The organism is Paenibacillus vortex V453, assembly GCF_000193415.1.
Classification (GTDB): domain Bacteria; phylum Bacillota; class Bacilli; order Paenibacillales; family Paenibacillaceae; genus Paenibacillus_AQ; species Paenibacillus_AQ glucanolyticus.
Genome location: NZ_ADHJ01000014.1, coordinates 52517 through 67491 on the forward strand (window position 1 = coordinate 52517; position 14975 = coordinate 67491).

The 14975-nt window shown below is 49.9% G+C and carries 14 protein-coding genes and 1 pseudogene; 9 read left to right on the plus strand and 6 right to left on the minus strand.

Features of this window, described 5'->3' with window-relative positions:
* The first annotated feature begins 3 nt into the window (after nt 1-3).
* The 6 genes from PVOR_RS07205 to htpG all read left to right on the plus strand — a co-directional run bounded on the left by PVOR_RS07205 (nt 4) and on the right by htpG (nt 6106).
* Nucleotides 4-960 (plus strand): NAD-dependent epimerase/dehydratase family protein, encoded by a 957-nt coding sequence (locus tag PVOR_RS07205; RefSeq protein WP_006208475.1) that lies wholly within the window; start codon nt 4-6, stop codon nt 958-960.
* Between the two features lie 594 nt (nt 961-1554).
* On the plus strand, nt 1555-2022 hold the full coding sequence (locus PVOR_RS07210) for an RNA polymerase sigma factor (protein WP_006208477.1): 468 nt from the start codon (nt 1555-1557) through the stop codon (nt 2020-2022).
* Nucleotides 2019-3227, plus strand: a complete 1209-nt coding sequence (locus PVOR_RS07215) for a hypothetical protein (RefSeq protein ID WP_006208478.1) — start codon at nt 2019-2021, stop codon at nt 3225-3227. The genes PVOR_RS07210 and PVOR_RS07215 overlap by 4 nt, the downstream gene beginning before the upstream one ends.
* Before the next feature lie 19 nt (nt 3228-3246).
* On the plus strand, nt 3247-3444 hold the full coding sequence (locus PVOR_RS07220) for a hypothetical protein (RefSeq protein WP_006208479.1): 198 nt from the start codon (nt 3247-3249) through the stop codon (nt 3442-3444).
* 107 nt (nt 3445-3551) lie between these two features.
* A complete protein-coding gene (locus PVOR_RS07225; protein ID WP_234972798.1) occupies nt 3552-3974 on the plus strand; it encodes an MFS transporter in 423 nt (140 codons plus the stop codon).
* Nucleotides 3975-4228: 254 nt separating this feature from the next.
* On the plus strand, nt 4229-6106 hold the full coding sequence (gene htpG, locus PVOR_RS07230; protein WP_006208481.1) for a molecular chaperone HtpG: 1878 nt from the start codon (nt 4229-4231) through the stop codon (nt 6104-6106).
* A 121-nt stretch (nt 6107-6227) separates the two neighbouring features.
* Here the strand turns inward: htpG and PVOR_RS07235 are convergent, their stop codons facing one another.
* The 4 genes from PVOR_RS07235 to PVOR_RS07250 form a co-directional block, all read right to left on the minus strand.
* Nucleotides 6228-6854 carry a DUF3298 and DUF4163 domain-containing protein gene (locus PVOR_RS07235; protein ID WP_006208482.1) on the minus strand — a complete coding sequence of 209 codons (627 nt, stop codon included), beginning with the start codon at nt 6852-6854 and terminating at the stop codon, nt 6228-6230.
* Nucleotides 6855-6952: 98 nt separating this feature from the next.
* Entirely contained in the window at nt 6953-8104 is a 1152-nt protein-coding gene (locus tag PVOR_RS07240; RefSeq protein ID WP_006208483.1) for an MFS transporter, read from the minus strand.
* A 42-nt stretch (nt 8105-8146) separates the two neighbouring features.
* Nucleotides 8147-8692 (minus strand): PadR family transcriptional regulator, encoded by a 546-nt coding sequence (locus PVOR_RS07245; RefSeq protein WP_006208484.1) that lies wholly within the window; start codon nt 8690-8692, stop codon nt 8147-8149.
* 203 nt (nt 8693-8895) lie between these two features.
* Entirely contained in the window at nt 8896-9282 is a 387-nt protein-coding gene (locus PVOR_RS07250) for a winged helix-turn-helix transcriptional regulator (protein WP_006208486.1), read from the minus strand.
* Nucleotides 9283-9531: 249 nt separating this feature from the next.
* Between PVOR_RS07250 and PVOR_RS07255 the strand changes: the two are divergent.
* Nucleotides 9532-10081 (plus strand): annotated as a pseudogene (locus tag PVOR_RS07255) (NAD(P)H-dependent oxidoreductase).
* 175 nt (nt 10082-10256) lie between these two features.
* Nucleotides 10257-10469, plus strand: a complete 213-nt coding sequence (locus PVOR_RS07260; RefSeq protein WP_006208489.1) for a hypothetical protein — start codon at nt 10257-10259, stop codon at nt 10467-10469.
* 16 nt (nt 10470-10485) lie between these two features.
* Here the strand turns inward: PVOR_RS07260 and PVOR_RS07265 are convergent, their stop codons facing one another.
* Together PVOR_RS07265 and PVOR_RS07270 are read right to left on the minus strand one after the other, a co-directional pair.
* A complete protein-coding gene (locus PVOR_RS07265) occupies nt 10486-11550 on the minus strand; it encodes a response regulator transcription factor (protein ID WP_006208490.1) in 1065 nt (354 codons plus the stop codon).
* Entirely contained in the window at nt 11528-13396 is a 1869-nt protein-coding gene (locus tag PVOR_RS07270) for a sensor histidine kinase (protein ID WP_006208491.1), read from the minus strand. The genes PVOR_RS07265 and PVOR_RS07270 overlap by 23 nt, the downstream gene beginning before the upstream one ends.
* Before the next feature lie 194 nt (nt 13397-13590).
* On the opposite strand from PVOR_RS07270, the gene PVOR_RS07275 reads away from it, so the two are divergent.
* Nucleotides 13591-14952 (plus strand): ABC transporter substrate-binding protein, encoded by a 1362-nt coding sequence (locus PVOR_RS07275; protein WP_006208492.1) that lies wholly within the window; start codon nt 13591-13593, stop codon nt 14950-14952.
* Nucleotides 14953-14975: the final 23 nt, after the last annotated feature.

The window sequence follows — 14975 nt, forward strand, 5'->3', positions numbered from 1 at the left end:
TATATGCAAAAAGCGATTGTATTGGGTGCAACAGGTGGCGTAGGAGCTCCATTGACAGCAGAGCTGATTGAGCGTGGAATCGAGACGGTAGCCTTCGGACGCTCCATGAAGAAACTGAATGAGCTGGCTGATCAACTGAACCATTCCCCTCTGCTCACATTGGAGACGGGGGATGCATTCAAACCGGAGGATATCATAAGGGCTGCTGGAGAAGCGGACATTATTTTTCACAGTGCCAATATTCCCTATCATGAGATGGAGTCCAGGCTGCTGCCACTAGGCGAGTCGGTGATGAAGGCAGCGGAGGAGACGGGAGCCAAGGTTGTGGTGGTGGATGGTATCTATCCTTACGGTCGCCGCTTAATGGAAAGGGCAACAGAAGAACACCCCAAGAAACCTCATACTCGCAAGGGCAAGGTGAGGCTGGCTTATGAGGAATTGATCTTCTCATCGCGGTGGCATAAGGCACGACCACTGATCGTACGGCTTCCCGACTATTACGGTCCCTCAGCCCAGGCATCCTATCTATCCGTGACCATGGAAGCCATTGCCGCAGGCAAGCCAACTGCGTTCGTAGGCAATATGAAGGTTCCCCGTGAATATGTTTATTTGCCGGATGCCGCACGGATGATCGTCGAGGTGGCGGCGAGGGAAGAATCCTACGGACAGAACTGGCATATTCCCGGACCAGGCGTGATCTCGGGACATGAGCTGGTGCGGATTGCGCAGAGGGCTGTCGGGAAGCGGAAGGCGGTTATGCCGCTGGGGCGGATCGGGCTGTCCCTGATCGGGTTGTTCAATCCGGTGATGAAAGAGGTGGTAGAGATGCTGTATCTGACGAAGGAGCCCTTGGTGCTGAGCGGTGATAAGTATGAGGGACAGATCGGCCCGATTTCCTGGACACCCCATGAGCTGGCTATCACGGAAACGATGTGTGGTTTAATGGAAAAGCGAGCATGAGGAATGACAAGTGAGAAGGAAGAAGGAAAATTGCATGAATTTTCAGAGGGGATACGGGGGTGTGAGATACAGTGTTGCGATAACAGGCGGAGCAGATTTTTTAAAAAGTAATTGGTCAATCAATAAATTTATGCAAAATCATAGAATAACCTATTTCAGTTTAAGTTCATGTGCCTTTATAAGGAGGTGATTCGGGTGGCCAAACTTCAGCTCAAATTTATGGATGGTTTTTTTGTAGCGGTTATGCTGCTGTGTGCGCTCAGCTGGTGGGGCTAGAGGTAGTCAAGCTGGAAAGTTAGGGTGATCCGTAAACAAGAGGAGGGATACAGGGTGAAGGAAGAGATGAGTTCTATTTGGTTTTCTAAATACTCATTCATGCTGGGTATGGCAACTGTTCTGCTGGTGCTGTTCTCCATGTGGGATTAATTTTGTTGAAAAAGCGCTGACCGTCAACACGGTCAGCGCTTTTTTTATACGAAGACTCACAGCCGGCTCAATGCCGAATTTAATTTTTTTTAAAGAAAATCCATCAGTTTCTTTTGCCCAAACGTTATATTAACAAGAAAGACAATTCGAAAAGTGAGAGGTTGGCTAATGGAAGTATGTGATCTCTATGAAAGCCTGAAGGACGACGTAACACGTTATGCCAGATCCATCGCCAAGCACGCTTATGAAGCAGACGATCTGGTTCAGGATGCCTTTATGAAGGCCCTCAAGGAACCAAATCTGGCGGACCTGCCCCTTCATAAGCAAAAGGCCTGGTTCTTCAGAGTCATCAAAAATCGCATGATCGATATTAGCCGACGGGAGAAGCGGCTTGTATCGTGGGAGGATGATCTGGATGCAGCGGTGCTTCCCGTTTCAAGCCGCAATATAGAGACGACCGAGTGGCTTGCCCGCTTGCCGCAATCACAAAGCGACATCGTATTTAAACGTTTTTGGCTCGGAATGTCCAGCCAGGAAATTGGAGAACAACTCGGAATGCCCGCAGCAACGGTTCGTTACAAATTGCAAACCGCCATCAAGAAATTAAGAAAAATATGGGAGGAAGATATGAAATGAGCAAAATGATTGGAAATGTAGGCATGCTGGATTTGACACAGGCAACGGAGGAAAGTGTAAAAAGCATTGAACGGATCGGCAACGTGGGCATCGTCATATACCGGGCAGAAACGGCGCACCTCCTGACGATGCTGAAGAATGCAGGCAATATCGGCAAAACGCTTGAAATTCCGGCAGGTCACCGTTATTACAACGGGACGCTGCGACTGAATGAGGAATATTTTAAGCAGCTGGATCACCCGGATCGTGTATTTGTTAATGGCACGGTTATCATCGACAAAGAAGTCTCCTTCGAGGCGTTCCAGAGCGGTAAGCTTCATCTGGTGGTCAACGGCGAGGTGTATACTCCCCAGCATCTGGCGGGTGTCGTTACCTCAGCGCTTCTTAAAGTGGGAGGAGCCAGCGCGGAGATTTACGCCTATCAGTATGAGCCCAGATTCGAGTCGGGAAAACTGAAATTGAACAATGCCTATCTGGCCTCCATCACCGACCCCATCAGTCTGGTAATGAGCGGAGTGCTGGAGCTGGATAAGGACCTGGATATGGAGCGTTTTGCAGCCGGGATTGACAGTCTTCGTATGAACGGCAAAGCGGTTATTCATGAGAGCCAATCCCCATATTTCTATGATAAAGCGAAGGCGATCAATGGTTCCTTGGAGGTTATCCCGACAGGCTTCGAATATGTAACCAAGCCATTGAGACTAAACGCAAGAACCATTCGCCGATTCAACGGCCACAAGTTCTACACCAAACAACCGATCATTATGGAGGCTGATGTGACACGTGATGCCTTCAGCCGTGCTATATCAGAGATACAGTCCACGTCATTCATCATATGCAGCGAGGATATCGAGGATTTGATATGGGAACGCTGCCCGAATCTGAATACCGAAATTTTAAGTTATGAGCAGTCTTTTATTTTCGTTAGCGGTGAGGAGACTTGGTCGAAGGATCAGCTGTTGGCTTTGGAACAGCCAGTAACCTTTATTGTAGATGGAACATTCATTCTTGATGACGATGTAACGGAGGACGATATTAAACATTCGATCTCATCGCTGGATCTCTTCGGAGATGTGGTTGTCGGGGAAAAAAGAATTAAAGGCATTTTGTACCCTTACCTTAGAGTGAACAATGGCAGTATTATAGTGAAGGGGACGGAAGAGGAGCTTGCAGGTATTGGTAATGTCGGAATGTTATCGTTATAAAAGAGAAGAGGAATGAACCATGAATATTAATAATGAAGATATTGCCAAGCAGCATATTCTCGACCTCCGTCAGGAAGTGGAACGATGCCAGCTGGCAACAAAATGGAGTCTTACACGGAAGACGACAGACCACGCAACAGTGGCTGCGCGTAAAGCCGATGGAAAATGGAAGTCACTACTGGAAACCATCATCATGATGGGAAGAAGAATGCTCTAATCCGGTGTAACCGGTTGAGCAGGAAACCTATGTATACGGATAATCGTCGATGCGATGCGTGTCGGCGATTTTTGATTGCGAAGCAAACGGATCCTTTTGCAAAAAAAGTGAGTTCGAGCAGCTGTCCAGAGGCAGCTGTTTATTATGGTTACCTATTTACGTGTTCTTTCGTATTCATCGTCAATATTTTGCTGTTTGCCGCTTTATCCATGATCCTGCCCGTGTGGCTGTTTGTAGCACTGTTCCTGCTGCGGGGCGGAGGTGTGACCATGCTGTCCAATTTGCTGGACAGTCTGCTGATGTCTGCGTTTCATGAACAGGAGCGGAATCTGTATGCCGGCATGAGATCGGTATTCCGGAGTTTAGGATCGTCCGGGGCAACGCCGGTTTCCGGCCTGATCCTGGCCCGGCAGGATTACCGGCTCCCCTTCCTGGCCACAGCCGGGGTGCTGCTGGTATGCGGTCTGTATTACGTGTGGTGGATACGTCCGGTCCTATCCAAGAGATTAAGCAGCGGCATGGAGCCGTGAATATGAAGAGGCTGTCTAAAGGGTCGAATTGACCTTTTCAGGCGGCCTTTTTACGGTTACAGGGTTATTCCCGATATTCACATAGAAGTCCGGTGTTATGCTGATCGGCTGCCGTGTTCCTATTTTGTTCCGCAGAAAGTCTCCAAATATATTGACATCAAAAATTGGTACATGTTTAAATAGAAGAAGTGTTAGCACTCTTCTGACTAGAGTGCTAAATGAAACCTCGTTCAGATTGGAAGGGAGATTTTTTCATGGCGAAAAAACAGTTTAAAGCTGAGTCCAAACGGCTGCTCGAGATGATGATCAATTCCATCTATACGCAGCGTGAAATTTTTCTGCGTGAGCTGATTTCAAATGCCAGCGACGCGATTGACAAGATTTATTATAAAGCTCTGACCGACGACAACTTGACCTTTAACAAAGAAGATTACTACGTTAAGATTACCGCAGATAAAGCAAGCCGCACACTGACCATTACCGATACAGGGATCGGAATGACGAAGGAAGACCTGGAGAACAACCTCGGCGTCATCGCGAAGAGCGGATCCCTTGCGTTCAAGAGCGAGAATGAAGCGAAGGACGGCCACAACATCATTGGCCAATTCGGTGTCGGCTTCTATTCCGCGTTCATGGTTGCTGATGTGGTTACCGTGACAAGCCGAGCCCTCGGCAGCGACGAAGCGTTCAAGTGGGAATCCGAAGGTGCGGAAGGGTATACCCTAACACCGGCTAAGAAGGAATCCATCGGAACCGAGATCGTGCTGAAGATCAAAGAGAATACGGAAGACGATCAGTATGATGAATATTTGGAAGAATACCGCCTGAGAGCCATCGTTAAGAAGTACTCCGACTTCATCCGCTATCCGATCAAGATGGACGTGAAAACGCAGCGTCCGAAGGAGGATGCCGAGAACGAGTTCGAGGAAGTTCAGGAAGAGCAGACCATCAACAGCATGGTGCCGATCTGGCGCAAGAACAAGGGCGAGCTGACGGACGCCGATTACGAGAATTTCTACAACGAGAAGCGTTACGGCTTCGATAAACCGCTGAAGCACATCCATGTTAAAGCGGACGGTGCCGTTGTATACAATGCGATTTTGTTTATTCCCGAGAATACGCCTTTCGATTATTACACCAAGGAATACGAGAAGGGGCTTGAGCTCTATTCCAATGGCGTCCTGATCATGGACAAATGCGGCGACCTGCTGCCGGATTATTTCAGCTTCGTGAAGGGGATGGTCGATTCGGAGGATCTATCTCTGAACATCTCCCGCGAGATGCTCCAGCATGATCGTCAGCTGACGCTGATTGCAAAGAACATCAAGAACAAGGTGAAGGGCGCGCTGCAAAGCATGCTGAAAGACGAGAGAGAGAATTATGAGAAATTCTTTGAATCTTTTGGCAGAGGCTTGAAATTCGGCGTCTACAATGACTACGGCATGAACAAGGAAGATCTTCAGGATCTGCTGCTGTTCACGTCTTCCCAAGAGAAGAAGCTGGTCTCGCTGGATGAGTATGTATCGAGAATGCCGGAGGATCAAAAATATATCTATTATGCGTCCGGCGATTCCATTGACCGGATCGAGAAGCTTCCGCAGACGGAAATGGTGCTGGATAAAGGCTATGAAATTCTGTACTTCACCGACGATGTGGATGAGTTTGCCATCAAGATGCTTATGAAATACAAGGAGAAGGAATTCAAATCGGTATCGAGCGGGGATCTTGGCATTGATTCAGAGGCCGACAAGCAAGAGAACGAAGCTGAAGAAAGCGACAACAAGGAGCTCTTTGAAGCCATGGGCGGCCTCTTGGCTGGCAAGGTGAAATCCGTTAAAGCCTCCAAACGCCTGAAATCCCATCCGGTATGCCTGTCCACAGAGGGCGATGTATCCATTGAGATGGAGAAAATATTGAAGGCAATGCCGAACGGACAGGATATCCAGGCAGACAAGGTGCTGGAGATCAACATAAACCACGAGGTGTTTACATCCCTGAAAGCACTGCAGGGGGATCAGGACAAGCTGAAGCTGTACACGAATCTGCTCTATAATCAGGCGCTGCTGATCGAAGGCTTGCCGATTGCCGATCCGGTGGAATTCACGAATGACATTTGCAAAATCATGGTGTAAGCAGCGAAAGCTAACGACCATGAGATGATAACAGACAAACCCGAGACTCTGGTGTAAGGTGCCAGGGATTCGGGTTTGTTTTTTTGACTTGCTCCCGATTGTGCTGTGCAGATCGCTATTGTTACACCACATCCGCCGCAAGATCCGATAACAATCCGTTCTCAGGTGCCATGCCCAACAGGTCGTAGACCGAGATTGGGAACATCGGAAAGCCGACGTAGTAAGGCGTGATGGCATAAAGCGGATAGAAGAGGACCAGTGATTTATCGGCCAGATAGAAGTCCTGATTCGGGGACACGGTAATCGGGGTGCCCTCCAGTACAGGAAGGCTGCGTGCCTTGATCTGACGGTTCACCTCGGCCGCCAATACGGCTTGATAATTGGAGTCCGGACGGAACAGGTCGGATAAGGCATAGGATTTTCCCGTGAATGTGGAGAAGGTAAGTGCTCTTGTCACCGTATAACCGTGGGCCATAGGCTCGGAGTAGGTGTAGTTGGTCAGAACAAGGCTAAGAATGCCGCGCTCATTCGTTTTAATCTCAAAAGTTCCGGTAGTCTGCGGATGAGTTCCCGTCTGGACCTGCTGCTGGGCATGCTGCATATCCTGGATTTGCTGCAGTATAGTCCGGTTGATAACGTCCTCCACCTGCCGATTCGCGAGGCCGTATACTTGCGGATATTGAATAACAAGGCCGGGCGCCGTATGCGTGAGGGTATGGATATTCACCGGTGGTACATATTGAGCCATGCGTACAATCGCTCCAATCTAACATGAGTTATGTTAGCCTATTCGGAAGCGGGTGCGGAGGTTACGGGTACGAGAGAGAATGAACGGGCGCGGCACCCTTAGGTTTTTTCCACGTCTGTAGGCTTGAGCAGTCGTCTCACAAAGATTGTGAAAATCGCCAAGGAAACGACGACAGAGGCTGCGGTTACGGAGAACAGATACGTATAGCCTATATGCTCGGATACCAGGCCCAGGAGGATGGCGCCTAGTCCGATACCAAGATCGAAAGCCGTCATGAAAGAGGCGTTGGCTGCACCTCTTCGATGCGCTGGAGCACTGCGGAGCGTGGCTGCTTGAAGTGCAGGCTGGGCCGAGCCGAAGCCGATACCGTACAGGATTGCGGCTGTAACCAGTCCAGGTAATCCGCTTGACAAACTTAAGACTACCAGGGCTGCCGCCGTGACAATAAGGGAGGGAATGATGATGAATGCTTCTCCGAAACGGTCTGACAGCTTCCCGGCAAAGGGCCGAATCAGGGTAAGTGCGATTGCATATACGAGGAAAAAAGTTCCCGGATTGACCCGGATGGAATCTGCAAACAGCGGGAGAAAGGTTGTGATTCCGCCATATGCGACAGCCAGGAAAAAGATTGCAGCCGTGACAGGAAGAACGGATTTCTCGACCAGTTGAATCCGCCCAGCACTGGGTTTAGCTTCATAAGGAACCCTGGTCATATAGGCCAATATGAGCGCGATGAGGGATAGCCCGGCCGCAATCAGGAACAAGGTCCGAAAGGAATATCCACCCACGATATACGTGCCCAGCAAGGGGCCGATCGCCATCGCAACCGTCATTGCCATTCCATACCACCCCATGCCTTCCCCGCGTCGGGAGGCCGGGATTAAATCCGTAATGACCGTTCCGATGGCGGTTGTTGAGAAAGCCCAACTCGCACCGTGCAGGATTCGCAGCGCAAGCAGCAGCAGGATGCTGCCAACCCAATCGTAGAGATACATCGAGAGGACAAACAATAGAAGGCCCCAAATATAAAATATCCTTCTGCCGTACCGGTCCACTAGTCCCCCGACAATCGGGCGAAAGACAACCGCCGTCAGCGTGAACGCACCGGCCGCCAATCCAACCTGGGATTCCGAGCCGCCCAAGTGCTTGATATAGAGGGGAAGCGTGGGCAGCAGCAGATAGAAGCCAGTAAACAGAAATAACATCCCGATTGTCATCTGAATGAACGACTTCGTCCATAAACGTTCCATTCCTTATTCCTCCTCATATTGAATCTCTGCTAAGGCTGACCCCTATTCTTCGGTGGATTTAACAGCCTCGATTTCTTGTCTGATCCACTCGATATTCGTTAGCCCCATTTGCCTCCGATGATCCAGTACTCTCATCAATTGAAGCCGCTGCTTCTCAGGCTCAGGCTTGTAAAACGTGATCTCGGCTTCAAATTCCGTCACATGTTTCAGATTGGTTTCGAGATAAGTCAAATACTGCTCCAGACAGGCCAATCGGATTTCCTTCGGAACATACCGGAAATACACCATTTTGAAATGGAAATGGTGCTCCGTATCCATGTTGAATTCCAGCGGCTTCTCCATGAGCTCCAGGAATTTTTGCTGCCCGGCATCGGTGATCTGATAGATTTTTCGGGGGCGCTTCCCTCCGCCGGTTTCGTCGAGCTTAAGATGGATCCATCCGTTATCCACCAAGCGGGAGAGCAGAGGGTACAGCGTGCCGGAACTGATCTGGCGGTAGGGTCCGCCCGCATTTTTAAGAATTTCCTGAAGCATGTATCCGTGCTTATCACCTGTCACCAATTCACCTAATACAAAAAGCTCATACATCTGAGTTCCTCCAATTATATATCGTTACGACATAAATATATATCGTGACGATATATAAAGCAATACTTGGAAGAAAAAAATTTTTTGAATATCTGCTCTTGAAACAGCAGATAAAGCCGCTCCCCCTCGGGACCGGCTTTATCCATTCTCCATTCCCTCCCTATGCCAGAATGGAGTCTATCTCGCATGTAAGGGGGCTGCGTTTACAGTCCGCCCGCATTTTTCTCATGGCTGTCATCCCTTTGCCGGTTTACATGGCCGATATAATCCAAATGCTGAAATCCCCAGGTGCACATGTCTGCCAGAACGCTGTCCAAGGTTTTCCCATGGTCGGAGATGGAGTACTCCACCTTGGGCGGAATCTCCTGATATACCTTGCGTACAATGAGCCCATCCTGTTCCAGTTCACGAAGCTGATTCGTAAGCATGCCTTGGGTAACGCCTGGAAGCATACGTCTGAGCTCTCCGAACCGCTTGGTTCCGTCCTGCAGCAGTATAAACAGAATCAGCGGCTTCCACTTGCCGCCTATTAATTGCAGCGTGGTCAGTATGCCTTTGGTTTTAAACTCCTCATGACTCGTTGTTCTCATATTCTCATCTCCCAGCGGAAGTCCGTATTTGATCATTGGATAGGCTTGATGGTTGATACTTTAGCATAGTATCCGGTTTAAACCCAGTACTATTCTTTATCATACTTAGTACGTTTTTTCGTACTATGCATGCCATGAATATGTACGATGAACCGGACTAAGTACATAAAAAGAGCGTACTTTTCAAAGCTGCCAATCCGAAACATAATGGGGGTGTCAAACAAACCAAACCGGACAGGAGAACTGATTATGAAAATTATGGTGATTGTGGCTCATCCGAATCTAGAGAACTCGCGTGCCAATCGCGCCTTGATGCAGCAAGCCAAGCAGAATACAAATGGAAATGTAGATATTCGGGATCTTTATAAGGAGTATCCGGACTGGAATATTGATATCGAGCGGGAGCAGCAGCTTATTCTCCAGTATGATCGGGTGGTGTTCCAATTTCCGTTTTACTGGTACAGCTGCCCGCCCCTGCTGAAGAAATGGTTCGATGACGTGCTCACCTTCGGGTGGGCGTTCGGACCGGAAGGCAACAGTCTGAGGGGGAAGGAATTTATGCTAGGCGACCACGGCGGCAGGCTTGGAACAAGGGTATCGTGCAGGTGGCGACAATTGGTATACCGCCAGTGAACTGCTGCGTCCGATTCAAGCCACGTTGAACCGGTGCAAAGTGAATTATCTGCCTGCATTCGTGGCGTATAACGTCGATCGGATAAGTGACGAAGTACTTCAGGCAGAGGCTCACAGGTATGCGGACCAGGTACTTGCACCGGCCATTGTGGAGAGTCGATATTAAGACACGCGTGAACAATAACGGATAGAACATGGGCTCTTGCCAACTCAAACGATGAAGGGCATGATAGAGTCACAGGATTTGATCTGAAGCAATGTTATACGTTTTTGGAGCAGTCCATACGGTTTGGGATCGAAATTCCTGGCACACACTTACAGCGCTTTCAGGAGGGTCCACAATGACGATTGATGAAGCCATTCATTTGGAGTCCTATGATGAGCAGTGGGCGGAATGGTTTATCGATGAACAGCAGGGGTTAGTCAGTGAGATCAAACGAAGGATCGTTTCACAAGGGGCCCGGAGCCTGCTCCAATATTCCGACGAGAAGAATGCGTTTGTTGAGCAGCTTCTTGTCAGGGCTGAGAGATGGATGAACGGGAGAACAAGCTGAAGAAGCACCCGCCGTCTCATTTTCCTCCATTCATGGCCTTACATTGTTTTCGGTATTCGGATGGTGTAAGGCCATGATATTTTTTAAATGTTTTGCTGAAATGGACATAGTCCGAGAAACCGACACGATAGGCCGTTTCCTGAGCGGATAGCTCAGGCTCCGCAAGCAGTTCCCTCGCTTTTTCCATACGGATCTGGACCAGGTATTTCACAAAGTTCATATTTGTTTCATTCTTGAAGGTACGGCTTAAATACGTCACCGACATCCCCAGTGAGTCTGCCACCTCCTGCAAGGACAAATCCTCCATCGCGTAGTTCTCCTCAATGTACCGCTTGGCTTTCACAATATTGTGGTGAGCGCCAAGATTTCTGGAGCCCTTAATTAACTCAAGCATCTCCTGAATCTTCTCTGTCATTTGACGGCGGCAGGCAGCACGGTCATCCTGCGACCACGGGTGCTCGCCGATTGTCATACCCAGCACCAGGCCGCGTTCTTCAAGCGCAGACAGCAACTCCTGCATCAGCATAGGGGCATACTGTGATAAGCTGACTCCAATAGGTCCCATCGTTTCAAAATGGGTGACCATTTCATCGGTTAGTTCTAAGGCATCCTGTTCCTCAACAGACCACAGCAGCTCAGCAAGCCTGGTTTTGTATCGCTGCTGTGCAAGCGTCCATTCCGTTTGCCGGGAGAAACTCGCCTTTCGGTTATCGAGTTCCTTGCAGGCACGTTTAAGTGTCGTATGGAACTGTTCCGGATCGATGGGCTTCAGCAGGAAATCCGACACGCCGTAGCGCATGGCCTGACGTGCAAATTCGAAATTGTCGTGACCGGACAAAATAATGAATTGCATGTGTGCATGAGTTTCTCTGACCCGGCGGATAAATTCCAGTCCGTCCATTTCAGGCATGCAAATGTCGGTTACGATCAGATCCGGCCGGCTGTCCTCCAGCATCTGAAGCGCCTCAGCCCCGTCTTCCGCCTCTCCCGTGATCTCAACCTGGAGACCGGACCTTTCGACAAGCTTTCGCATACTCAAATGAATGGCATATTCGTCGTCAATCATCATTAACCGGTACATGATGTGCCTCCTCGCTAGTCATATATGGCAGCCTGACTTCAAACTGGGTGCCTTCATCAGGCACGGACTGCACAAGGTGCAAGCCATATTCCGCACCGAAGGTAAGCTGCAGTCGTTGATGGACGTTCAGGAGACCGATTCCGCTGGTGGGTTCCTCCCCCTCGTTGCTCCGTAATTCGTCTTCCGGATTCTCGGGAGTTTGCAGGATGCCTCTTATATGCCGTTTCTTCTCCGAATTCATCCCAATCCCCTTATCTTGAATCACGACGGCAAAATAGTGCCCCTCCGCACGGGTGCTAATCCCGAGGTAGCGGGGTTTCTTACCGCGGTATCCGTGGATGAACACATTCTCTATGATCGGCTGCAGCGTGAGCCTCACGGCCTTCACGCGATCCAAGTCGTGTTCATCCACATCTATATCGATCTGCAGTTTGCGGAACCGGGCACTTTGAAGATCCAGATAAAACTGGACATGCCTCATCTCCTCCCGGAGCGGTACAACTGATCCGGCGTGGCCGATATTGTAACGGAACATGTGGGCAAGCGCCCGCGTCATGCGGCTGATATCCATATGATCATCCGCGATGGCATATGAATTAATAATCTCCAGTGAATTGTACAAGAAATGCGGATTGATGTGGGATTGCATGGAGCGGAGCTCGGATTCCTTCTGCCTGATCATAAGCTCCCGTTCCTTCAGCCGGGAATCGTGAACCTCCCGGATGAGCCGCTTCAATTCTCCCGTCATGCTGTAGAAACTCTGGAATACGGCTGTCATTTCATGGTTGCGGAACCGGTTCATTTTGGTAGGAAGAACAAAATCGCCCCGCTCAACACGAGCCATTAATTTTTGCAGCATGGAGAGCGGCCTTGTCAAGGATAAGGAGAAACCGCCCACAAGCGCCAATGCAATAATCATAAGCATAGCTGCGGCGGCAAGCGAGTAATTGCGCTGGGTGATCAAGCCGCCGATAAGGTTGTTCAGCGGCAGATCGGCGACGACCGTCCAGCCGGTGATCTGAGAACGTTCATGCAGAACCATTTTTTCAGTGCTGGAGGCTGCGTCTTGATGACGGAAGAAGGAAGAGTTCTGGTTCTGAATACGTGCAAACAGCCCCTGTTCGACGATGGACCCAACCAGATTCGAGTCTGGATGGTAGATGACCTGTCCGCCTCTGCCCATAATCCAGACGTCAAAGCCGCCCAGTGAATCGTTGGAGCAGATTGCCCCGATTTGCTTCAGGTTAAGATCGACAATCAACAGGCCTTTATAGAGAAATGAGGAGTTGTCGTACAGCTTTCGTGCTACGGTAAGGGCAGGAGTTTTTCCTACCCGGCTGAGGCCGATGATCTGGAAATCGCTGAATTGGTCCAGTTGTGCCTGGAAGGATAGATTGCGTTTGCGGATTTCACTCATATCAAGCAGTCCGGGCGCACTTTCGTAATCGGTGATTTGCCGCTTGTTATCGGCGACAAGCGAGATGCCAATGATGTCGGACCGGCCGTAAATCATCTGGGCGAACAAGTCGTTCTCCACTTTAGTGGCAAGCTGAAAGTAGGCATACGGTGTGAGCTGGCTGGTCGAGAGAAATTGCTGGATCTGCGGGTTATGGATAAAGGGATAGGTGGAATTCTCCAGATTGGATATGTAGGAATCCAGAGACACATTCGTTTGCTCGATAATGCGTTTGTTCGCGCCAGCGGCAAACTGTTCAATCGCCTCAGTAGAAGACTGGTACCAGAAGCTGCCCAGCAGAAAGAAAGGAAGGCCGATGAAGAGGATGATCAGAACGAACAAGCGTTGATTAATGGTCAGATTACCGATGGATATTCCTTGGATGTTCATCGTTCTTCCGCCTTCCTGGCATTGAAGTAGGGAATGTAAGGAACATTGTAGCAAAAAAACACAAGTTGTAAATAAAAATACATGATGCCGCAGCAAGAAATCACAAGTGGGCTAAGAAAGCACATGGGCGCTGCCGATACTTATCAACTACAATCTCATTAATCCATTTCAATTGAATCAGGGGGCGAGGATTTGTGAAAAAGAGAAAAGGGTTCTACAGATGGTTAACGGCCTTATTGCTGATATCCATGATTGCTAGCGGTTGCAGCAGTGGCAGTGAAGGAAAAGGCGGGACATCGGCTCCCGGTACCGGAGGCGACGATGGGAAGAAAGTCGAAATCCTGCTCGGATATTATTCCAGCGACAGCTCCGATGCCAAGATGAAGGAGCTGATCGAACAGTTCGAGAAGCAGCATCCGAACATTAAGGTGAAGACGCAAAGCGCGCCTTATGGCCAGTTCTATCAGAAGCTGGATACGCAGATTGCCGCCGGTCAAGCACCGGATGTGTGGCTCTCCGACGGCGTATACGTGATGAAATATGCCCAGCGCGGCGCGGCCAAGGATCTGACCGATTGGATAGCCAAGGATCTGAAGGCGGATGAATATTACGGTCTCGATTTCAACAAGGACGCAGACGGGCGCTATTGGGGCGTACCGCAGGGCATTCAGGTTGGCGTTCTGTTCTACAACAAGGATCTGTTTGATAAAGCAGGGGTCGCGTATCCTTCGGATGAGTGGACCTGGGAGGACCTGAAATCATCGGCTGCCAAGCTGACGGTGGATGCGGGCGGAAAAACGGCCGAGGACAGCGGTTTTGACGCCGCAAGTGTCAACCAGTTCGGACTTACCTTCTTCAGCATTACCGAAGGCTGGTTCTCCGTGATGAAATCCTACGGCGGCGGTGCTCTTGATGAGAAGGCGGAGAACTCCATCATCCATTCACCCGAGAACAAGCAGGCGTTTGAATGGATGGTTGACGGCATGCAGCGCGGAATCATTACGGATCCGGTAGATCTGAAGAGCTTCCAGAGCAATACCGCCGTATTTCCAAGTGGATCGGCTGCCATGCGGATCGGCATTTACGCCCGGGTGCAGGCAGCGAATGAAGCGGGCCTGAATTATGATGTAGCGCTCCTGCCTAAGGGTCCGGACGGGAAGCGGGTATCTCCGGTGATTGCGAACTCGTGGGTCATTAATCAGAAGTCCGGTGAGGAAAAAGCGGCGGCTGCCTGGGAATGGATTAAATACTGGGCTACGGAGGACGAGGTGCAGAAGCAATGGACCGAGCTTGGCGAAGCCGTGCCGGTGAAGAAATCCGTAGCGGAATCCGAAGTGTTCCTGAAGGCCGGAGAACAGCCGGCTAACCGCCAGGCATTCCTGGATAGTCTGGAGTTCGCGCAGACGCTCGACAACAATGCGGTGTGGGAAGAATGGGTCGGCAAATTCAATGAGAATGCGGAGCGTGCTTTCCTGGGCGATACCGGAATCGATCAAGCGTTAAGTGATGCGGACGCAGCTGTTCAAGCGGTCCTCGATGATTTCTATAAAAAATAGAACAAGGCTGGAAGAAAGGCGGG